23 protein-coding genes are annotated in these 20,641 nt (G+C 67.2%); 15 read left to right on the top strand and 8 right to left on the bottom strand.

The window, feature by feature from the left end; all coding sequences use genetic code 11:
- Positions 1 to 76 precede the first annotated feature (76 nt).
- From KV110_RS42125 to KV110_RS31400, 3 genes are all read left to right on the top strand, one after another.
- Positions 77 to 1,819 (top strand): N-acetylmuramoyl-L-alanine amidase, encoded by a 1,743-nt coding sequence (locus KV110_RS42125; RefSeq protein ID WP_218470794.1) that lies wholly within the window; start codon positions 77 to 79, stop codon positions 1,817 to 1,819.
- A gap of 85 nt (positions 1,820 to 1,904) precedes the next feature.
- On the top strand, positions 1,905 to 2,951 hold the full coding sequence (locus KV110_RS31405) for a CobW family GTP-binding protein (protein WP_218479136.1): 1,047 nt from the start codon (positions 1,905 to 1,907) through the stop codon (positions 2,949 to 2,951).
- Between the two features lie 188 nt (positions 2,952 to 3,139).
- Positions 3,140 to 3,331 carry a hypothetical protein gene (locus KV110_RS31400; RefSeq protein WP_218470793.1) on the top strand — a complete coding sequence of 64 codons (192 nt, stop codon included), beginning with the start codon at positions 3,140 to 3,142 and terminating at the stop codon, positions 3,329 to 3,331.
- Between the two features lie 22 nt (positions 3,332 to 3,353).
- On the opposite strand, the gene KV110_RS31395 is transcribed toward KV110_RS31400, so the two are convergent.
- From KV110_RS31395 to KV110_RS31380, 4 genes are all read right to left on the bottom strand, one after another.
- Entirely contained in the window at positions 3,354 to 4,361 is a 1,008-nt protein-coding gene (locus tag KV110_RS31395; protein WP_218470792.1) for an AraC family transcriptional regulator, read from the bottom strand.
- 89 nt (positions 4,362 to 4,450) lie between these two features.
- Positions 4,451 to 4,885: a molybdenum cofactor biosynthesis protein MoaE gene (locus KV110_RS31390; RefSeq protein WP_218470791.1), complete on the bottom strand. Its 435-nt coding sequence runs from the start codon at positions 4,883 to 4,885 to the stop codon at positions 4,451 to 4,453.
- A complete protein-coding gene (moaCB, locus tag KV110_RS31385) occupies positions 4,872 to 5,966 on the bottom strand; it encodes a bifunctional molybdenum cofactor biosynthesis protein MoaC/MoaB (RefSeq protein ID WP_218470790.1) in 1,095 nt (364 codons plus the stop codon). The genes KV110_RS31390 and moaCB overlap by 14 nt, the downstream gene beginning before the upstream one ends.
- Before the next feature lie 39 nt (positions 5,967 to 6,005).
- Positions 6,006 to 7,253, bottom strand: a complete 1,248-nt coding sequence (locus KV110_RS31380; RefSeq protein WP_218470789.1) for a molybdopterin molybdotransferase MoeA — start codon at positions 7,251 to 7,253, stop codon at positions 6,006 to 6,008.
- 139 nt (positions 7,254 to 7,392) lie between these two features.
- Here KV110_RS31380 and moaA point away from each other — a divergent pair, with 139 nt between their 5' ends.
- The 8 genes from moaA to KV110_RS31340 all read left to right on the top strand — a co-directional run bounded on the left by moaA (position 7,393) and on the right by KV110_RS31340 (position 12,186).
- Complete coding sequence (gene moaA / locus KV110_RS31375; protein ID WP_246634100.1) at positions 7,393 to 8,451, top strand: GTP 3',8-cyclase MoaA; 1,059 nt, start codon at positions 7,393 to 7,395, stop codon at positions 8,449 to 8,451.
- Positions 8,444 to 8,686 carry a MoaD/ThiS family protein gene (locus KV110_RS31370; RefSeq protein ID WP_218470788.1) on the top strand — a complete coding sequence of 81 codons (243 nt, stop codon included), beginning with the start codon at positions 8,444 to 8,446 and terminating at the stop codon, positions 8,684 to 8,686. The genes moaA and KV110_RS31370 overlap by 8 nt, the downstream gene beginning before the upstream one ends.
- Before the next feature lie 159 nt (positions 8,687 to 8,845).
- Positions 8,846 to 9,559 (top strand): YciI family protein, encoded by a 714-nt coding sequence (locus KV110_RS31365; RefSeq protein ID WP_218470787.1) that lies wholly within the window; start codon positions 8,846 to 8,848, stop codon positions 9,557 to 9,559.
- A gap of 8 nt (positions 9,560 to 9,567) precedes the next feature.
- Positions 9,568 to 10,818: an RNA polymerase sigma factor gene (locus KV110_RS31360; RefSeq protein ID WP_218470786.1), complete on the top strand. Its 1,251-nt coding sequence runs from the start codon at positions 9,568 to 9,570 to the stop codon at positions 10,816 to 10,818.
- A gap of 53 nt (positions 10,819 to 10,871) precedes the next feature.
- On the top strand, positions 10,872 to 11,486 hold the full coding sequence (locus tag KV110_RS31355; RefSeq protein ID WP_218470785.1) for a methyltransferase family protein: 615 nt from the start codon (positions 10,872 to 10,874) through the stop codon (positions 11,484 to 11,486).
- A 9-nt stretch (positions 11,487 to 11,495) separates the two neighbouring features.
- On the top strand, positions 11,496 to 11,768 hold the full coding sequence (locus KV110_RS31350; protein ID WP_218470784.1) for a hypothetical protein: 273 nt from the start codon (positions 11,496 to 11,498) through the stop codon (positions 11,766 to 11,768).
- 11 nt (positions 11,769 to 11,779) lie between these two features.
- Positions 11,780 to 11,938: a hypothetical protein gene (locus KV110_RS31345; RefSeq protein WP_218470783.1), complete on the top strand. Its 159-nt coding sequence runs from the start codon at positions 11,780 to 11,782 to the stop codon at positions 11,936 to 11,938.
- Positions 11,935 to 12,186 carry a hypothetical protein gene (locus tag KV110_RS31340; RefSeq protein ID WP_218470782.1) on the top strand — a complete coding sequence of 84 codons (252 nt, stop codon included), beginning with the start codon at positions 11,935 to 11,937 and terminating at the stop codon, positions 12,184 to 12,186. The genes KV110_RS31345 and KV110_RS31340 overlap by 4 nt, the downstream gene beginning before the upstream one ends.
- A 27-nt stretch (positions 12,187 to 12,213) precedes the next feature.
- Here the strand turns inward: KV110_RS31340 and nadE are convergent, their stop codons facing one another.
- Positions 12,214 to 13,041: an ammonia-dependent NAD(+) synthetase gene (gene nadE / locus KV110_RS31335; RefSeq protein ID WP_218470781.1), complete on the bottom strand. Its 828-nt coding sequence runs from the start codon at positions 13,039 to 13,041 to the stop codon at positions 12,214 to 12,216.
- Between the two features lie 29 nt (positions 13,042 to 13,070).
- Complete coding sequence (locus KV110_RS31330) at positions 13,071 to 13,676, bottom strand: TetR/AcrR family transcriptional regulator (RefSeq protein WP_246634808.1); 606 nt, start codon at positions 13,674 to 13,676, stop codon at positions 13,071 to 13,073.
- Between the two features lie 140 nt (positions 13,677 to 13,816).
- On the opposite strand from KV110_RS31330, the gene KV110_RS31325 reads away from it, so the two are divergent.
- The 4 genes from KV110_RS31325 (at position 13,817) to nrdE (ending at position 17,676) form a co-directional block, all read left to right on the top strand.
- Positions 13,817 to 14,386, top strand: a complete 570-nt coding sequence (locus KV110_RS31325) for an NAD(P)H-dependent oxidoreductase (protein ID WP_218470780.1) — start codon at positions 13,817 to 13,819, stop codon at positions 14,384 to 14,386.
- A 391-nt stretch (positions 14,387 to 14,777) separates the two neighbouring features.
- Positions 14,778 to 15,011 (top strand): redoxin NrdH, encoded by a 234-nt coding sequence (locus KV110_RS31320; RefSeq protein ID WP_069163300.1) that lies wholly within the window; start codon positions 14,778 to 14,780, stop codon positions 15,009 to 15,011.
- A gap of 41 nt (positions 15,012 to 15,052) precedes the next feature.
- A complete protein-coding gene (gene nrdI / locus KV110_RS31315; RefSeq protein WP_218470779.1) occupies positions 15,053 to 15,532 on the top strand; it encodes a class Ib ribonucleoside-diphosphate reductase assembly flavoprotein NrdI in 480 nt (159 codons plus the stop codon).
- Between the two features lie 38 nt (positions 15,533 to 15,570).
- Positions 15,571 to 17,676: a class 1b ribonucleoside-diphosphate reductase subunit alpha gene (gene nrdE / locus KV110_RS31310; protein ID WP_218470778.1), complete on the top strand. Its 2,106-nt coding sequence runs from the start codon at positions 15,571 to 15,573 to the stop codon at positions 17,674 to 17,676.
- An 88-nt stretch (positions 17,677 to 17,764) separates the two neighbouring features.
- Here the strand turns inward: nrdE and KV110_RS31305 are convergent, their stop codons facing one another.
- Positions 17,765 to 18,757 carry an LLM class F420-dependent oxidoreductase gene (locus KV110_RS31305; RefSeq protein WP_218470777.1) on the bottom strand — a complete coding sequence of 331 codons (993 nt, stop codon included), beginning with the start codon at positions 18,755 to 18,757 and terminating at the stop codon, positions 17,765 to 17,767.
- A gap of 139 nt (positions 18,758 to 18,896) precedes the next feature.
- Positions 18,897 to 20,297: a glycosyltransferase gene (locus KV110_RS31300; RefSeq protein ID WP_218470776.1), complete on the bottom strand. Its 1,401-nt coding sequence runs from the start codon at positions 20,295 to 20,297 to the stop codon at positions 18,897 to 18,899.
- Positions 20,298 to 20,641: the final 344 nt, after the last annotated feature.

The raw sequence follows: 20,641 nt of genomic DNA, 5'->3' as shown, positions 1-20,641 counted from the left end.
TGCCAGAGTGAACTACTGGGTTTGGCGTTACTAATGGGAAGGGAGGGGTGCCCCTGTCCAGGGGCACCGACCGAACATGAAGCCAAGCATCATCAGGGCCGGAATCTGTTCCGCCGTCACGGCCGCGGTCACGGTGACGCTGTCCGGATTGGTCCCGGTCACCGCCACAGCCGGTCCGGCGCAGCCGGAAATGGCAAACAAGCTCGCGGGCAAGATCGTGTTCCTCGATCCGGGCCATCAGGGCCAAGGGCACGGCGAAAACCTGGCCAAGCAGGTCAGCGATGGCCGCGGCGGCACGAAGGCCTGCCAGACCACCGGCATGACCACGGTGCACGGCGTCCCCGAGCACACCATCAACTGGAATGTTGCGCAGCTGGTGAAGACCTCGCTGGAAGGTCTCGGCGCGCAGGTGGTGCTGAGCCGCCAGGACGATCAGGGCTGGGGCGGCTGCATCGATGAGCGCGCCAGGGCCGCCAACGAGTCCGGTGCGGCCGTCGCGGTGAGCATCCACGCCGACAGCGCGCCCGCCGACCAGCGCGGCTTTCACCTGATCGTGCCCGAACTGCCGATCCCCGATCCGACCATCAACGCCATCCAGTCCACCGCGGGATTGGCCGCATCGACGGCGATGCGCGACGCCTATCTGGGGGCGGGTTTCGTCCCGGCGAAGTACGCCAGCCCGGATGGTCTGCAGCCGCGCAAGGACATCGCCGGGCCCGCGCTCACCGCGGTGCCCGCTGTGTTCCTGGAGATGGGCAACGGCGCCAACGCCGACGACGCCGCACTCTTGGAAAGCCAGGAAGGTCAGCTGAAGCACGCCATCGCCATCACCACCGGCTTGGTGGGCTTCCTGCTCGGCCCGCAGTCGGTTACGCCGGAGCTGGCGAGCGACCAGCCTGCCGCGGCGCCCGTGCCGCAGCCGCAGCCTGCTGCGACCGAGCCGTCGGCAGGGGCACCGGCCCCGCAGCCTTCTTCGGCCGAGCCGCTGGTCGGGGTTCCGGCACCGCATTCGGCGTCGACCGAGCCGTCGGCAGGGGCACCGGCCCCGCAGCCTTCTTCGGCCGAGCCGCTGGTCGGGGTTCCGGCACCGCATTCGGCGTCGACCGAGCCGTTGGCGGGGGTTCCGGCCCCGCAGCCTTCTTCGGCCGAGCCGCTGGTCGGGGTTCCGGCACCGCAGACTTCTCCGACCGAGCCGCTGGTCGGGGTTCCGGCACCGCAGACTTCTCCGACCGAGCCGCTGGTCGAGGTTCCGGCACCGCAGACTTCTCCGACCGAGCCGTTGGCGTTGGAACCGGCGCCGCAGCCTTCTTCAACCGATCCGCTGGTTGGGGTTCCGGCACCGCAGCCTTCCTCGACCGACCCACTGGTCGGCGTACCGGACCCGCAGCCCGCCTCGACCGAACCGCCCGTCGGCGTTCCGGCACAGCTGCCCGCGTCTACCCAACCACCGGGCGGCGCACCGGCACCGACCGCACCTCAGGTGCAGACCGCGCCTCAGGTGCAGGCGGCACCGAATTCGCCGCAAGCGCAGACCGCGCCGGGCGTCGCGCCGTGGCCGGGCACGCAGCAGTCCCCGTACACGCAGCAGACACCGAACACGCCGGGCACGCAACAGACACCGAACATCCCGGGCACGCAACAGTCCCCGAGCACCACTGACACCGCTGACATGGCAGCCCTCCGCGAGACGGTCGGCATGGTCCTGACCCTGCTGGTTCCGTTGGCCAGGGCGCTCGGCCTGGACAACAACATGGTCACCGCGGAGCTGATCAACCTCGCCTACACCCTGGCGGCCAAGTTCCTCAGCCCCGCCAAGTAGCAGCACCGCCCGCCCGAATGTCACCCTCGAGGATCAGGTCTCGAGGGTGACATTCGGCTTTTCGGGGGCCATTGCGCCGCCCAGTATGGTGGTCGGCGTGGCTGACCGGATTCCTGTTGTGATCGTCGCGGGGTTTCTCGGTTCCGGGAAAACAACCCTGCTCAACCACCTGTTGCGGAATAGCCGCGGCACCCGGATCGGTGTGGTCGTCAACGACTTCGGCGCGATCAATATCGACTCGATGCTGGTTGCCGGGCAGGTCGACGCCATGGTCTCGCTCGGCAACGGTTGCGTCTGCTGCGCCGTCGATGTCAGCGAACTGAATGACATGTTCACTCGGCTCGCGCAGCCGCGCGCCAAGATCGATGTGATCGTGGTGGAGGCAAGCGGACTTGCCGAGCCGCGCAACCTCATCCGCATGGTGGTCGGCAGCGACAATCCGCGCATCCGCTACGGCGGGCTGGTCGAGGTGGTCGACGCCGAGCAGTTCCCCGCGAGCAGCGCGCGCCATCCCGAGCTGACCACCCATCTGCGGCTGGCCGACTTAGTGGTGGTCAACAAGGCCGACCGGGTGCCCGCCGCGCAGCTGACCGCGCTGCGGCAGGACATCGCGGAACTGGTCGGGCAGGTGCCGGTATACGCGACCACGCACGGTCGCCTGGAGCCCGGCCTGCTGTTCGACGAACCGTTGCGTGAAACACCCCGGGTCGCTGAGCAATTGAGCTTCGACGCGTTGCTCGATCACGAGCACGACCACGACCATGCCGAGCACCGGCACCTGCACGACGACTACCTCACCGTCTCCTTCACCAGCGAGCGCGAACTGGATCCGCGCAGGCTGATCGCCTTTCTGGAAGACCCGCCGCCCGGCCTGTTCCGCGCCAAGGGCTTTGTCGCGTTCGCCGTCGCGGACGAGCGCCGCAAGTTCGTCCTGCACCTGGTCGGCCGCCACCTCGTGTTCGCGCCGGAGAACTGGGCGCGCGGCGAATCCCGCACCACCCGACTGGTTCTCATCGGCGCGGGGCTGGATGCCGAGCTGGCGCTGAAACGGTTGCAGGACACCGCGCACCTCGCCGACGATCCGCTCGATCCGCAGGCCATGCTCGGCGTCTGGCGCTACACACCGCACTGACCGACGAGTTTGGCGCGTTCGGCCCGAAACTGGCGCGTTCGGTGCTGGCGGTGGCGCCGGATGGACACGAGACTGTCCTGGTGTCCGCCGTGTCGGCACGTGCGCAATGGAGCGAACATGCCGCGCGTCGTGCCCGATTCGGTGCACCGATACGAGTCCTTTCGTTGTGCGACCGATGGGAGTTTTCCGTGCCAGATTCGCTGGAGAGCGCCACCGCGTACGTGATCGAAGTGCTGGAGGCCAAGGGCACCGCCACGCGCCACGACTTCGACGTCCCCGGCATAGTCGCCGAATCCCATGCCATCGCCAACGGCTGGGATTTCCGGGCGATCGAGAACACCACGTTCTGGGGGATCGCGGCGCGTTTCCTCAAACCGTGAGGCCTAGTCGAACTGGGCGGGCTTAGTCGAACTGGGCGGCTTGCCGGGCGTGTGCGGCGAGGGACCAGCGTCGCGCCGCGCGTCGCATCGAGCCCGCGTCCGAGTATCCGAGCAGTTCGGCTTGGCGCGATCGGCTCAACGGCCCCGCGGATGTCGCTTCGCTCAGCCGTGCCGTGCGCGCCCGATCCACTTCCCGCCGCCACGTGGTGCCCGCCTCCATCAACCGGCGTTGCAGCGTGCGCGGACTGGTGGCCAGCCTGCGCGCCACTCGATCCAGCGAGACTTCGCCGGTCTCCAGCGCGTCGGCCAACGCGCCTGCGACCCGTTCCGGCCACGCGGTGGCCAGCGGCGGCGGTGGCGGCAATGCCTCGGCGAGTGGTTGCAGTATCGCGGCGAGCGTCGGATCGCTGGTGGTCAGCGGCAGTTCCATGTCGGCAGCGCGGAACACCATCGCGTCCACCGGCGCGTCGAACTCGATGGCGGTGGTGCCGAATACCTCGATGAACGTCGCCGTCGTGGCCGGTGCCTGCTGGCGCAGTGAAACCCGCAGCGGGACAACAGGTTCACGCACCACCCGGCGCGCTCGGCTGAGCACGGCGGCCAAGCCCCACAGCTGGGTGAGGTCGCGGCCGCGACCCTCGCCTCGGATCATGTCGAGGTAGAGGGTCACTTCGTCGTCGTTCTCGGCGACCAGGTCGAAGCGGTGATTGGTGGTGACCGCGGTGACGTACGGCCCGCAGGTCGCCAGGCCCGCGCCGAGCGTCGGCGCGGTGGAGAACAGATAGTCGTACAGGCCGAGGGACGGAAGTCGGTAGCGCCGGGCCACATTCAGCGAGACGTCCGGATCGCCGAGCCCGTGCTCGCCGAGTTCCCACAGCCGGGAGAAGGTGTGGCTCGGCAGATGCACGTCGTCACCGGCCATCGTCCACTCGGGCAGGCCGGTCTCGCGGATCAGTCGATCCCGGTCGAGCCCGGCCGCGCTGAGTTGAGAGATGACGAACCGGTGCAGCAAAACCTGGTCGGTGCCCATCGCGTCCTCCCTCGCCACCGGCGAACTACCTGCGCGGAAACGCTAACTCCCGCGTGTTGATTCGTCATGGGATTCGTGTCACGGACTGGTTAACCGCAGGCGTTCACCCATTCGGACAATCCGTCGGCGAACAGCTGACGCTTCCAGATCGGCACCTCATGCTTGATCCGGTCCACCAATTCGGCGCAAGTGGTGAAGGCCTCCGCGCGATGCGCGGCGGCGACCGCGACCACGATCGCGTCGTCACCGATGGTCAGCGCGCCGACCCGGTGCACGGCGGCGACCGGTAGGCCGGCGGATGCGGCCAGCTCGTCGCAGACCTTGTGCAGGAAGCGCTCGGCGGCAGGGTGCGCCGAGTACTCCAACGCGGAAACCGCCTGTCCGCCATCGTGGTCACGGACTTTGCCGGTGAACACCACGACGGCGCCGTAGTGCGGTCCGCTCACCGCCGCTTCGACTTCGGCGGCGTCGAGCGGTTGGTCGGTGATTCGGGCAAGTTGGACGGTGGGTTCAGTTGTTGTCATGGTTTCCGCCTCCGGCGACTTGGGCTAGCAGATGGTCGAGCAAAGGTTCGAGCACCGCGATGCCGTCCTTGACGCCGCCGGGTGAGCCGGGCAGATTCACGATCACCGATCGGCCTGCCAGTCCGGCGACGCCGCGGCTCAGGGCCGCCAGCGGGAACTTCGCGGTGCCGCGCTGGCGGATCGCCTCGGCGACGCCGGGCAATTCGCGGTCCAGCACGGCCAGGGTGGCCTCCGGGGTCGCGTCGGTGGGGGAGGCGCCGGTGCCGCCGGTGCTGACCACCAGCGACGGTCCGAAGCGCAGCGCGTCGACCAGGCCGACGGCGATGTCTGCGTCGGCGTAGACCAGCGGTCCGCGCACCGAAAAGCCGAGTGCGGTCAGCCATTCCGTGAGGACGGGGCCGGTGGTGTCGACGCGGGTGCCCGCCGCGGCGCCGGTCGATGCGACCAGGACGACCGCCGAGCGTGCGCCGGTAATGGGTTGCGGTTGTGTGTCATTCGTGGCGTTGACCGCGGATTCGCTGGCCGGAGAGCCCGAATGAAGTTCGTCGGTGCCAACGGGCGCGGATGCTGTTGCGGCTCCGGCCTCGCGACGTTCACGGCTGGGGGCTGACTCGGGACGCACCCAATGCCCATGCTTCCCACCCTCTTTGGTGAGCAGCCGGACTCCGTCGAGGATTGCCGCCGGATCGACCGCCTTCACCATGTCGTGCAGGGTCAGCCCGGCGACCGCGACCGCGGTGAGCGCTTCCATCTCGACGCCGGTGGGCCCCTTGGTCTTCGCGGTCGCCTCGATGGTGATGGACGTGTCGGTGAAGCCGAACTCGACCTTCACCGAGGACAGCGCCAGCTGATGGCACAGCGGGATCAGCTCGGAGGTCTTCTTCGCCCCGGCGATGCCCGCGATCCGCGCGGTGGACAGCACATCGGCCTTGGGCATGTCGTCGGCTCGCACCAGGGCGACCACCTCGGCGGTGGTGCGCAGCTCACCGGCGGCCACCGCGATCCGGGTGGTGTCGGCCTTGGCGCTCACATCGACCATGTGGGCGCGGCCCTCGCCGTCCACATGGGACAACTCACTCATCGAAAAACTCCTGGGTAGTCAGCCGTGCGACCGGGCGGGTCACAGCGACCACACTCGCACAGCGGCACCCGCGGGCAACGAGGTGATCTCGGCCGGCACATCGATCAGCACATCCGCCCAGGCCATGCCCGCGATGAGATGAGACCCCGGCCCGGACACCACTTCCACCGCCTCCGGATACCGGTGCAGCGCGGGCAGCTCGCCGGACTTCGGGCGGATCAGCCTGCCACGCAGGAACTGCCGCTTGCCCTGCGGCGAGCGGGCCACCTCGTTGTGCAGCGGCAGTTCGTAGATCTCCACATCGGGCAGCCCGGACAGGTGGCGCAGGATCGGCCGGGCGAACACCTCGAACGACACCATGGTGCTGACGGGGTTGCCGGGAAAACTGAGCACCGGAACGCCCTCGACAACGGTCAGGCCCTGCGGCCCGCCCGGTTGCATGGCGACCGAGCCGAACTGTCCGCCCAGCGGTGCGAGCACGTCTTTGACCACCTCGAAGTCGCCTTTGGACACCCCGCCGGAGGTGAATACGACATCGGCGGCGCCGGTCGCGGCCGAGAGCAGCTTGCGGAACTGCGCCGGGTCGTCGGTGCTGTGTGCGACCGAGACGACGTCGACGCCGTTCGCGGTGAGCGCGGCGGCCAGTGCGATGCCGTTGGAGTTGTAGATCTGCCCGGGACGCAGCGTGCTGCCCGCGTCGACCAGTTCGTCGCCGGTGGTGATGACCGCGGCCCGCACCGCGCGGAACACCGGAACGCTCGGCAAGCCGACTGCCGCGAGCGCCGCGATGTGCCGGGGCGTGAGGGTGGTGCCCGCGCCGACCAGCAGGTCACCGGCGCGCACATCGGTGCCCGGCTCGCGCACGAATTCGCCTGCGCCGCGGCCGCGTTCGATGGTCACGCTGCCGTCATCGCTGTGCACGTCCTCGACCGGAATCACGCAGTCCGCGCCGGGCGGGATCGGCGCGCCGGTCATCACCTTGATGGCGGTCGCTGGCGGCAACGGTGTCTGCCCGGCATTGCCCGCCGCGACGACTCCGACCAGCGGCAGCGTCACCGGCGTCACCGCGACGGACGCGGCGCGCACCGCGTAGCCGTCCATCGCCGAGTTGCGGAACACCGGCAGGTCCACCGGCGAGCGGACGTCGTCGGCCAGCTGCCTGCCCAGGGCGTCCGGCACCGTGACCGCTTCGACCGGACGTGCGGCCAGCGGCCGCAACAGCTGTTCGATGCTGTCCCGGTAGTCGTCGACGGGCCGGGCCGAGACGCTGGCGGGCCGAGAGTTCATGCGAGCCAGCGTAACGTTCTGGCGTCGAAGTCCACTGCATGTCTGGATTGTGTGAACCACACAAACCGAACACGTACCGGATGTGCGATTCCGTACCTTCTGCTACTGACTATCGATGCCCAAAGGTCATAATGGACACGTGACTCTGGTCGAGATGGGGATACCCGCCGTGCGTTCCGGGCGTCCCTCGCTCGACGGCCGCCCCGATACGCCGTTCTTGCTGGACCGATTCGGGCGGGTGGCCCGCGATCTGCGCATCTCCATCACCGAGAAGTGCTCACTGCGCTGCACGTACTGCATGCCCGAGGAAGGCCTGCCCGCGATACCGCAGCACGAACTGCTGACCGTCGAGGAAATCGTGCGCCTGGTGTCCCTGGCCGTTCGCGAGCTCGGGGTGGAAGAGGTCCGGTTCACCGGCGGTGAGCCGTTGATGCGGCGCGATCTGGAACGAATCATCGCGGGCTGTCACGAACAGGTGCCGGACACGCCGCTGGCCATGACCACCAACGGCGTCGGACTCGAACATCGCGCTCAGGCGCTGGCCGCCGCCGGTCTGCATCGGGTGAACGTCTCGCTGGACACCGTGGACCGTGCCGGCTTCGCCAAGCTGACCCGGCGCGACCGGCTCGACTCCGCGCTGGCCGGTATTCGCGCCGCCCGCGCCGCCGGTCTGACTCCGATCAAGGTGAACGCCGTGCTCATGCGGGAAACCTTGTCCGGTGCCTCGGATCTGCTCCAGTGGTGTCTTGGCGAGGAGTGCGAGTTGCGGTTCATCGAGGAGATGCCGCTCGACGCCGACCACGAATGGGCCCGCGCCAACATGGTCACCGCCGCCGAACTGCTCGACGTCCTTGGCGACCGCTTCGACCTCACCGCGGCGGGCCGCGCCGATCCCGCCGCCCCGGCCGAGACGTGGCTGGTCGACGGCGGTCCCGCGACCGTCGGCATCATCGCGTCGGTGACCCGCAAGTTCTGCGACACCTGCGATCGCACCCGCCTCACCGCCGACGGCATGCTGCGCTCCTGCCTGTTCAGCGACCAGGAATACGACCTGCGCCAGGTGTTGCGCTCCGGCGCGGACGACGCCGAACTCGCCACCCTGTGGCGCGGCGCGATGTGGAATAAATGGGCGGGCCACGGCATCGACGCCGAGGGCTTTGTCCCGCCGGAACGGACGATGGGAGCCATCGGTGGTTGAGATCCGTTACTTCGCCGCGATCGCGGACGCCGTCGGCAAGGACCGCGAGACCCTGGATTTCCCGGCCGGTGCCACCGTCGCCGACCTACGGTCCACCTTGTCCGCCTCCTACGGCCCCGACCTGGCCAAGATGCTGTCGGTCTGCGCCTACCTCGTCGGCGACGAGCTCACTCGCGACCCACACACCGCCCTGACGCCCCAGGTCGACGTGCTCCCGCCCTTCGCGGGCGGCTGACCGTCCCGCAGCCTTCTGGAGGCCGCACATCCGGTACAGGCGGTATGGCTCCAACAAAGAGGGTGTGCGCCCGACGGTGTGTAGAAAAGTCGGGGTGGCGTTCGTCGTCTAGGTAGCGAGGGGTATCGGGCTCCTCGGATTCCGGGAAGGATGACGACCATGTACTACCTGGCGGCAATGGTGGGACGCGGGGACGGGCCGGAGGTCGAGCCGGACTCGGCGGGTTTCGCGGCAGAGGTCGAGAGGTACGCGGCGTTCGAAGCGAAGGCGGGCGCCGCGGTCGTTGGCGGGGCCGCGCTGTATCCGGCGGAGACCGCGATCAATATCCGGCGCAGCGGGGGTCGGACGCTCATCACAGATGGTCCGTTCACCGAGCTGGCCGAGGTCGTCGGCGGCTTCTACGTGTTCGAAGCAAAAGATCTGGACGAGGCCATTCAGCTCGCTCGGCAGCTTCCGGCGGCCGAGGACGGCGCGGTCGAGGTGCGGCCGATGGTGCAGTGGGCGTGCGAAGGCACGCCGGGTGCGGACTGGTGGACTGCCCTGCTGTGGGAATCGCCGGGCGAGGTGATCGCGCCGGGGACTCCCGAGTGGGACGCCGCGGTTGCCGAGCATCAGCGGTTCGGCGAGCAGTTCGGCAGCGCGATCGTGGGCGGGGGAGCGGTGCAGCCGCCGACCACCGCGACCACCGTGCGGGTGCGCGACGACCAACTGCTGCTCACCGACGGGCCGTTCGTCGAATCGGCCGAGGTGATCGACGGCCTGTATCTGATCACGGCGCGGGGTCGGGCGGCGGCGGAGGAGATCGCGGCCGGAATTCCGATCGGTCCGAAGGGACGGGTGGAGCTCCGCCAGATCGTCGACGTCGACGGCTGACGGCACGGATGGACCCGGCCGAAGCGATAGACGGCATCTACCGTGCCGAATTCGGCCGGGCCCTCGCCACGGTCGCCCGGCTGGTCGGCGATATCGGGTTGGCCGAAGACGCGGTGCAGGAGGCATTCGCCGACGCGTTGCGCACCTGGCCGGACCGGGGTGTGCCGTCGAGCCCGGGTGCCTGGATCACCACCGCGGCGCGCAACCGCGCCCTGGACCGGCTGCGGCGCGAGTCGGCCAGGGGCGGCAAAGAGCAGGACGCGGTGCTGCTGACCGCGCCTAGCGAGGAGGTCGTCGTGTCGCCGGTAGCGGACGACCAATTGCGGATGATCTTCACCTGCTGCCATCCGGCGCTGTCCCCGGAGTCGCAGGTCGCATTGACCCTGCGGTTGGTCTGCGGGCTGCGGACCGCCGAGATCGCGAGGGCTTTCCTGCAGCCGGAACATACGGTGGCCCAACGCCTTACCCGTGCGAAGGCAAAGATTCGCTCTGCGGGCATTCCGCTGCGGGTGCCGCCTGCGCCGCTGTTACCGGAGCGCATGCCCGCGGTGCTCGCCTGCGTCTATCTGGTGTTCACCGAAGGCTACTTCGCCACCTCGGGGCCCACCGCGATTCGAGAGGAGCTGTGCGACGAGGCAATTCGACTCGGCAAACTGCTGTGCGCGCTGCTGCCGGACGATCCCGAAGCCCGCGCCCTGCTCGCGCTCATGCTGCTCAACGACAGTCGGCGAAGCCAACGACGCGGCGCCGACGGGGAATTGGTGCCGATCGAAGACCAGGACCGCACGGGGTGGAATCACGCGCAGATCCAAGCGGGGCTGCGCTGCCTGGTGTCCGCCGCGGCGGACGGCACCGGTCCCTATCTCGCGCAGGCCCGGATCGCGGCAGCCCACGCCACCGCACCCACTTGGGACCGGACCGATTGGCGCGCAGTCGTATCCGGTTACGACGAGTTGTCGCAGTACACGCGATCCCCGGCGGTCTTGGTGAATCGCGCGATTGCCGTCGGCTTCCTGCGTGGCTTCGACGAGGGGCTTGCCGCGCTCGACGACATTGCCGACCATCCGCGCCTGGCCACCTCGCATCTGGTCGCCGCCACCCGCGCCGACCTGCTGCGCCGGGCGGGGCGCCACGCGGAATCGGTGGAGCACTACCGCATCGCACGGGATCGCGCCGCCAACGAGCAGGTGCGGCGCTTTCTGTCCCGGCGTCTCGCCGAGGTGGAAAACGCCTTGCGCCGCAACCCGATCAATCCATAGATACATGCGCATTCTGCTATGTATTGTGACTGCAACGCAGAAGGAGGAATGCGATGGCAACAGTCGCAGTGGGTTTGTATCTCGTTTTCGCCGTGGCGGCGTTCGGCTGGCGGAGCTGGTGGCAGTGGCGCCGCACCGGATCGACCGGATTCCGCGGCCTGAACAGCCGGTCCAGTCCGATGGAATGGCTTGTCGGAGTAGGGCTTGTCGGTGCGTTCGTCCTCGGGTTCGCCGCGCCGGTGCTGCAGCTGACCGGAGTGATAGCGCCGATTCCGTTGCTGGACAAGTCGATCGTGCAGTGGCTGGGGCTCGCCGCCGCTGCCGCCGGAATCGCGGGCACGCTCTTCGCGCAGCACGCCATGGGCGAATCATGGCGCATCGGCGTCGATGTCGCCGAACGCACCACGCTGGTCCGATCCGGCATCTTCGGCACGGTGCGCAACCCGATCTTCACCGGCATGTTCCTCTTCGCCGCGGGCGCCACCGCCATGGCTCCCAATCTTGTTGCCGTGGTGGGCTTTCTACTGCTCGTCTGCGTGATCGAGCTGCAGGTGCGGCTGGTCGAGGAGCCGTATCTGCTCGACGTGCACGGCGACAGCTACCGTTCGTATACCGCCGAGGTAGGACGATTCGTGCCCGCCGTCGGTAGGCGCGCAATCCCGCGTTAGTGGCTGGACATGATCACCCGGGAGATGACCCGGCCGTACAGCTATGGCGAGGTGCGTCTCGACGGCTGCGAACTGCACTTCGGGCCGACGCCGAAAGACGTCAGCGCGGAGCGGGCGTATATCGGCTGTCTGGTCAAGGTGGACGAAGTGGCCCACTGGCACGCGGAATTCAGCGCTGCGCTGCGCGCCCGCTACGGTCGGGTGCCCGCGCGGGGACTGCCCCCGGATCACCCGATTCCGGCCAGGGCAGACCCGATTCACCGTCGTAGATCCGGTCGGTAACTCCGTCATACTTGCAGCACAAGATTCCGAAACTGAATTATGGTGGTGCACAAGGACTCTCAGTCCTGGCCAGGGTGCTGGACAATGCCCGCAACTATCGCGAGTTCAAGACCGACGACGACGCCGCCCGGATCCTCGAGACCGGTCTGCGCCGCGCGGTGCTGCCGTGAGTCCCGCCGACCGGGGCCGTGCTCTGGCGATGCTCGCTGAAATCGCCGCCGCCGCAGGCAATTCCGATCGAGCGGCCGAACTCGTCACCGAGATCGGCACCTTGGATCGCACCGCCGAGGATCAGTCTGCGATCGCCGCCGAACTACGGACGGTCACCGATCTGCAGTCCTGGCTCGCGGACAAACCTCGAGCACACACCCTTTGGGTGAGCCGCACACCCGATATAGCGGGTGTGCGGCTCGAGTAAAGGGTGTGCCCGGCCCGGTAGGTCGGCCTACTCGCGCCACCAGGTGTCGAGGGGGGTCACCGGGACCGTTCGCTTGTGGCGGGTGTTCAGGTAGATGGACTCGATTCGCTCGGCGACCTCGGGCGTGACGTCCTTGCCCTCGAGGTAGTCGTCGATCTGGCGGTAGGTCAGGCCGAGCGCCTCTTCGTCGGGGAGGGAGGGGCGGTCGTCCTCCAAGTCGGCGGTCGGTACCTTCGACCAGATGCTTTCGGGGGCGCCCAACTCCTGCAGCAGCGCGGCCCCCTGATGCTTGGTGAGGCCGGTCAGTGGCGTCAGGTCAACGCCGCCGTCGCCGTATTTGGTGAAGAAGCCGGTGACCGCCTCCGCCGCGTGGTCGGTGCCGACGACGAGCAGGTTCTCCTGGCCGGCCAGCGCGTACTGGATCACCATCCGCTCGCGGGCCTTGATGTTGCCGCGGACGAAGTCGCGCAGCTTGTCGACCTTCAGCGCGGAGGCCACCTCGCCCGCGGTCGCGTTGGCGCTCGGGCGCACGTTCACCGACACCGTCTTGTCCGGCTGGATGAACCGCAGCGCGGCGCGCGCGTCGGCCTCGTCGGATTGCACGCCGTAGGGCAGCCGCACCGCGAGGAACGTCGCGTCCGCGCCGTCGGCGCGCAATTCCTCCACCGCCAACTGGCACAACCGTCCCGCCAACGAGCTGTCCTGCCCGCCGCTGATGCCGAGCACGAATCCCTTTGCGGGAGTGGCGGTCAGATAATCCTTGAGGAAATCGACCCGCCGCCGCACCTCGGTCTTCGGCTCGATGTTCGGCTGGACGCCCAATTCCGTGATGATCTGTTCGCGCAGGTTCCGCATGGCAGCCCACTTTACTGACGATTCACTACTCACCGCGAAACAACGTGGCGAACGAACGCTTCCCAGTTGTCTCCGATCTGGTCCCGGCTGAAGCCCTGGGCGTGCATCTGATGCATGATCAGGGCGGCACTGAGGGTGGCCAGCAGGCTGTCGGCGAGCAATGGGATCTCGCCGGAAACGCCCGCCTGGCGCAGCAACATCGACACGTGCGTCTTGAGCAGGATGTAGGGCGCGCCGGAATAGCGGTCACCCGCCTCACCGATCTCGGCCGCGCGGTACAGCTCGCCCTCCACGTCGATGTCGAGCAGCCGCGCCCGGCCGAACGCGACCAGCCGTTCCACCGGCGGCGCGCCCGGCCCCAGCGGTGGCGGGCCGAACATGAACGACTCCTGGGACTTGCGCTCGGAGTGATCCAGCAACGCCATCAGCAACCCGGACCGGCTGCCGAACCGGCGGAAGACGGTGCCCTTGCCGACCCCCGCCCGCTTGGCCAGCGCGTCCATGGTGAGGCCGTCGACGCCTTGCTCGCGCACCAGCTGCTGCGCGGCGTCCAGCAGCAGCTGCCGGTTGCGTGCGGCATCGGCGCGTTCGGTGGGTTCGGACGCGCCGGGCAGGGGTGCGCCGATGCCGAGCAGCGGACGCTCCCCTGGCAGGGGGGCATCCGATGTGGGGTAGCTCACAGCGCTCACGCAGTCCTCGCGGGAAGTAATCGGACCGTGGTCCGGTTAGTCAGGATGAAACTTCGGACCATCCATTCAGTACACCAGGAGCTGTCATGAGTCAGACCCGGATCCTCGCTCTCGTCGGAAGCCTTCGTGCGGCTTCGATCAATCGGCAGCTTGCCGAGACCGCCGTGCAGACGGCCCCGGCGGGCGTCGAGATCACCCTCTACGAGGGCCTCGCCGATATTCCTTTCTACAACGAAGACCTCGACATCCAAGGCGCCGTGCCCGCCGCCGCACAGGCATTGCGCGACGCGGTCGCCGGGGCCGACGGCCTGCTCATCGTGACCCCGGAGTACAACGGCACGCTGCCGGGCGTGTTGAAGAACGCCATCGACTGGGCTTCGCGCCCATACGGCGCCGGCGCGCTCCAGGGCAAGCCGACCGCCGTGGTCAGCGCGTCGATCAGCCCCAACGCCGCGCAGTGGGCACACGGCGACGCGGTCAAGTCGCTCGGCGTCGCGGGCGCGAGCGTGGTGGAGTCCGCGCACCTGCACTTCGCCACGATCGGCGAGCGGTTCGGCGCGGCGCACCCGCGTGAGGACGCCGAGGCGCTGACCAAGCTGGCGGCCACCGTGCACGAACTGGTCCAGGCCACTCGAGGCGAATTCGCCGCCGTGTAAGCTTCCGCTCCGGTCTTCTCGAGGGTCATCTCCATGCGGTGGAGGTGGCCCTCTTCGTCTGCCCTGAGTGTTTGCTGGAAATCAGCTACGGTACGAAATTGTGATCTGCACCACGGCCGTGTCGGGTTGCGAATCGAGCGTCCAGGGACTTACCGCATTCGAATTTCATCAATGTGACTCGCAACATGTCGTGTTGGATGAATCTGTCGGCCACTAGGTGTAGTGTCTTCGGTACTGGAAGACGGCATGACACCCCGCTCTGCGAGCCTCGGCCCGAGAGGGCTGAGCAGGGGATTCGAAGCCAGATCCAGGAGTTTGCGCAGCAACGTCGGATCGTGCACTGCATACGGATCACAGGCTGTGGATCAGGCACAAGGAGAGAGGGACCTCAATGACCGTCACCGTGTACACCAAGCCCGCTTGCGTCCAGTGCAATGCCACCTACAAGGCCCTCGACAAGGCCGGGGTGGACTACGAGGTAATCGACATCTCCGAGAACGACGAGGCGCGTGACTACGTCATGGCCCTCGGCTACCTGCAGGCTCCGGTCGTGGTGGCCGGTGAGGATCACTGGTCCGGTTTCCGGCCCGATCGCATCAAGTCGCTCGCCACCGTGGCGGCCTGACCGCTTCGCCGTTTCCGTTCCTCCGAGAGGAGAGGTCGACCGTGTCCGATGACAGCTACGGTCCCGCCGCTCCGGCACTGGTCTACTTCTCCAGCGCCTCGGAGAACACGCATCGCTTCGTCGAGAAGCTGGGTCTCCCGGCGACTCGCATTCCACTGCACACCGCCGATTCGCTGCGCGTCGACGAACCCTACGTGCTGATCGTCCCCACCTACGGGGGCGGTCGGCACGTCTTGGGGGGAAACCGGTCCGACAAGGACTTCGTGCCGCGGCAGGTCGCCAAGTTCCTCAACGATCCGCACAACCGTGCCTTGCTGCGCGGGGTGGTCGCGGCGGGAAACACGAACTTCGGCGATACCTACTGCTATGCGGGCGACGTGATCTCCCGCAAATGCGGGGTGCCGTACCTGTATCGCTTCGAACTCATGGGAACCGCCGAGGACGTCGAGCGCGTCCGAGAGGGATTGGGATTGTTTTGGCAACAACAACGACAGCACCGGCCGGAAAAACGGCTCGCGTAGAACACACACCGGTCCGCGGTGCGGAATCCGGCGAGGTCATGGACTACCACGCCCTCAACGCGATGCTGAACTTGTACGGACCGAACGGCGAGATCCAGTTCGACAAGGACCGCGAGGCCGCCCACCAGTACTTCCTGCAGCACGTCAACCAGAACACCGTCTTCTTCCACAACCTGGACGAGAAGCTGGACTACCTGCTCGAGGAGAACTACTACGAGCCGGAGGTACTCGAGCAGTACAGCCGCCCGTTCATCAAGCAGCTGTTCCAGCAGGCGTACGCCAAGAAGTTCCGGTTCCCCACCTTCCTCGGCGCGTTCAAGTACTACACCTCGTACACGCTGAAGACCTTCGACGGCAAGCGCTACCTGGAGCGGTTCGAGGACCGCGTCTGCATGGTCGCGCTCACCCTCGCCGCCGGTGACGAGGTGCTGGCGAGCAAGCTGGTCGACGAGATCATCGACGGCCGCTTCCAGCCCGCCACCCCGACCTTCCTCAACTCGGGCAAGAAGCAGCGCGGCGAGCCGGTGTCCTGCTTCCTGCTGCGCATCGAGGACAACATGGAGTCCATCGGGCGCTCCATCAACTCCGCGCTGCAACTGTCCAAGCGTGGTGGCGGTGTCGCGTTGCTGCTCAGCAACATTCGCGAGCACGGTGCGCCGATCAAGAAGATCGAGAACCAGAGCTCGGGCGTCATCCCGATCATGAAGCTGCTGGAGGACTCGTTCTCCTACGCCAACCAGCTCGGTGCCCGACAGGGCGCGGGCGCGGTGTATCTGCACGCGCACCACCCCGACATCTACCGCTTCCTCGACACCAAGCGGGAGAACGCGGACGAGAAGATCCGCATCAAGACGCTCTCGCTGGGTGTGGTGATCCCGGACATCACCTTCGAGCTGGCGAAGAAGAACGAGGACATGTACCTGTTCTCGCCCTACGACGTGGAACGCATCTACGGCAAGCCGTTCGCCGACATCGACGTCACCGAGAAGTACTACGAGATGGTCGACGACAAGCGGATCCGCAAGTCGAAGATCAAGGCGCGTGAGTTCTTCCAGACCATCGCCGAGCTGCAGTTCGAATCCGGCTACCCGTACATCATGTTCGAGGACACGGTGAACCGGTCCAACCCGATCGCGGGCAAGATCACCCACTCGAACCTGTGCTCGGAGATCCTGCAGGTCTCCACGCCGTCGGTGTTCAACGACGACCTGTCCTACGCCAAGGTGGGCAAGGACATCTCGTGCAACCTCGGGTCGCTCAACATCGCCAAGACGATGGACTCACCCGACTTCGCGCAGACCATCGAGACCTCGATCCGCGCGCTGACCGCGGTGTCGGACCAGACGCACATCTACTCGGTGCCGTCGATCGAGCAGGGCAACAACGAATCCCACGCGATCGGCCTCGGCCAGATGAACCTGCACGGGTACCTGGCCCGCGAGCGGGTGCACTACGGCTCCGAAGAGGGCATCGACTTCACCAACATCTACTTCTACACCGTTGTCTACCACGCGATTCGGGCGTCGAACCTGATCGCGAAGGAGCGCGGCACCTACTTCGGCGGCTTCCCCGAGTCCAAGTATGCCAGCGGCGAGTACTTCGACAAGTACACCGACCAGGTGTGGGAGCCGAAGACCGAACGGGTCGCGCAGCTGTTCGCCGACGCCGGTGTGCACATCCCCACCCAGGACGATTGGCGTGAGCTGAAGGCCTCGGTCATGCAGCACGGCATCTACAACCAGAACCTGCAGGCTGTCCCGCCGACCGGTTCGATCTCCTACATCAACCACTCCACCAGTTCCATCCACCCGGTGGCGTCGAAGATCGAGATCCGCAAGGAAGGCAAGATCGGCCGCGTCTACTACCCGGCGCCCTACCTCACCAACGACAACCTCGAATACTACGAGGACGCTTACGAAATCGGCTACGAGAAGATCATCGACACCTACGCCGCGGCCACCCAGCACGTGGACCAGGGCCTGTCGCTGACCCTCTTCTTCAAGGACACCGCCTCCACTCGCGACCTCAACCGGGCGCAGATCTACGCCTGGCGCAAGGGCATCAAGACCCTCTACTACATCCGCCTGCGCCAAATGGCCTTGGAGGGAACCGAAGTCGAGGGCTGCGTCTCCTGCATGCTGTAGTCGCGAGACTTCGAATGATCGCGGGGAACTGGCGTTGCCGAAGGCCGACAACACCAGTTCCCCGTGATCGTCTGTCCGGCAAGGATGTTCAGGCGAGCGCGGGAGCTACCTCACGTTCGAAGAGTTCGATGCCGGAGGTGTCGTAGGCGGCTTCGGGGAAGTTGACGATGGCGTAGCCGAGGCCGAGATCGCGGACCTTGGCAAGCCTTTCGACGATCTGCTCCGGGGTGCCGACCGCGGCCGAAGTGCGGAACATGCCGTCGACGAAGCCCTTGGCCTGATCGTCGCCGATCGCCGAGGCCAGCTTGGCCTGCAGCGCGGAAAGACGCTCTTCGACTTCGGCTTCGGTGGCGGCGATGACCGCGTTGAAGTTCGAGGAGCGCACGATGGCATCGAAATCGGTGCCGACCTCGCCGCAGTGGGTGCGCAGAATGTCGGACTTCTGCGCGAACTCTGCTGGTTCGCCGCTGAAGTTGGTGTACTGGGCGTACTTCGCCGCGATCCGCAGCGTCTTCTTCTCGCCGCCGCCCGCGATCCACACCGGAATCCCGCCCTCCTGCAACGGAAGTGGCCGCACGATGGCGCCGTCGACTTGGTAGTGCTTGCCGTCCAAGGTGGCCGTGCCCGTCGTCCACGCCTGCCGGAAGATCTGCACGCCCTCGTCGAGGCGGCCGAGCCGCTCACCCGCCGGCGGGAATCCGTAACCGTAAGCGCGCCATTCGTGTTCGTACCAGCCGCCGCCGATGCCCATCTCGACCCGCCCGCCGGAGATCAGGTCGACGGTCGCCGCGACCTTCGCCAGATACGCCGGATTGCGGTAGCTCATCGCGGTACACATCTGTCCGAGCCGAATCCGCGAGGTCGATGCCGCGAACGCCGACATCAACGTCCACGCCTCGTGCGTCGCCTCCTCGGTCGGCACCGGAACGGTATGGAAGTGGTCGTACACCCACAGCGACTCCCAGGTGTCACCGGCATCCGCGCGTTGCGCGAGATCCCGCATCACCCGCCACTGCTGCGCCGGTTCGATCCCGACCAGATCGAGCCGCCAACCCTGCGGAATGAACATGCCGAAGCGCACAGATATCTCCTTAGTTGTTTCCCCAAACCTAACCAATTATCCCGTGCTGGGCCGGTTGTCGGCGCAGGTTGATCGGTCCGGAGGCTTGCGACGGAGAACGTGCCGTCCACTCGTACGGGTCCACGGCGAGCGGCGCTGCTCAGCGATCGCGACGTTGCCAGGTTGTCCAATACCGGTCGTCCGAGGGCGCGGAGTTGTTGGGCGGCGCGACGATCGGATCCGGCTCACCGGGGGTGATTTCCGGCGCCACCTCGTTCGTCGGATAGGTGTGCGGGGTGTACATCGGCGCGGCACCGGTTCTCGTCGCATGGCCGATCTCGTGACCGGCGAAGTGCCGTTCCAGCAGTTCCGCACCGCGCAGGGTGCCGCCCGCCGCGGCGAACCCGGCCGCTACCCGCGCCGCGCCGTCGCGGCAACCCATCGCCTTGTCGATGCCGGCGCGGAGGTTGGCAACGTTGAGCCGCTTCGCGGGTACCCAACTGCCTGCTTCGTTGGTGACCACGCGCCTCGCGACCTCGGATTGCGCCCGGCCGAACGGCACCGCGCACACCGGAACGCCTGCGGCCAAGGCCTTCTGGGTGATTCCCATGCCACCGTGTGAGACGACCACGGCGGCCCGGTCTAGTAGTAGGTGATGGGGCAGGAACTGCTCGACCCGTGCGTTCGGCGGCACCGTGAAGGCCCCGGCATCGATGGCGCCCGCGGTGACGACCGTGTACAACTCGCTGTCGGCGAGCGCGTCCATGGCGACCTGGGCGAGTCTGCCGTCGTCCTGGAATTCGGTCGAGCAGGTGACCAGCGCCAGCGGCCGATCGATTTCGTCCAGCCACGCGGGTGATTCGGCGTCCGGCGCCCACAGGCCGGGCCCGATCTGCTGGACCGAGTCGGGCCAGTCGGTGCGCACGTCGTCGAACGGCGGTGCGGTGAAGTTGAGCGTCAACGGCGGCTGACGCAGGTAGTCGACGGTGTTGTCCAGCGGATCCAGCCCGTAATACTGGCGCATGTGGTTGAGCTGCGGCAGCACCTCGTTCCAGCGGCCATTGAGGAACCATTGCACGGTCTTGTCGCGGACCCGGCCGAGCCGGTCCGGCCGCGGCCGCAACCCGGGGCCGAAGGGCGGCGCGTCGCGCGAGGGGAGCGGCAGCAGCATCGACGCCCACGACGCCCAGGGCAGCCCACTGGCCGCGGCCAGGATCTGCGCGCCGGGTGCGGTGATGTCGATCAGCAGCGCGTCCGGTCGTTCGGCGATGATCGCGCCGCGCAATGCCTGGATTTCGTCGGGGGTGCGGGCGACGAGCGCGCGGACGGCCGCGCGCAGTGCCGCGATCTTCGAGGTGGTCGACCAGTCGTCGAGGGTGCTGTTCGCCAGTACCGGCGGCAGTTCGCGCACCGTGAATCCGAAGGGGCGCAATGCCGGTTCGCTGCCCGGGAGCGTCAGCACGGTCACGTCGTGGCCGCGTGATACCAGCTCAGCCAGGACCGGCGCGACCGGATACAGGTGTCCTTTAGCCGGTGAGGTGAATGCCAGTATTTTCGTCATGCCACACGCTAACTTGCAGCTAATAGGCGTGTCACCTGTACTGCTGATACGTTATTCGCCACGAAACAGGATCGTGATGTGCGGTTTGGTGGGTTAAGTGGCTTGGTGTCAGCGGTTTACCTGACCATCGCGGTGATGGCCGGTCTGGCGGAAGCGGAATAAACAAACTCGCGGTACGAAAGGGTGTTGAGTCCTCCGTGCGTATCTAGCAAATGGCTGGTTGATAATATGGGCGGGTTGTTACGCCGCCGAGTCGAAGCCCGGCCCGCGACTGCGGCTGGCCGTTGATTGGCCGCTCCCTGAACGGAGTCCAGCTCGCCGCCGGCGTCATCTGCTCAGTCGTG

The organism is Nocardia iowensis, from assembly GCF_019222765.1.
GTDB lineage: Bacteria > Actinomycetota > Actinomycetes > Mycobacteriales > Mycobacteriaceae > Nocardia > Nocardia iowensis.
Note: the sequence above shows the minus strand (reverse complement) of the source record. Positions and strands in the feature narration are given on the sequence as shown.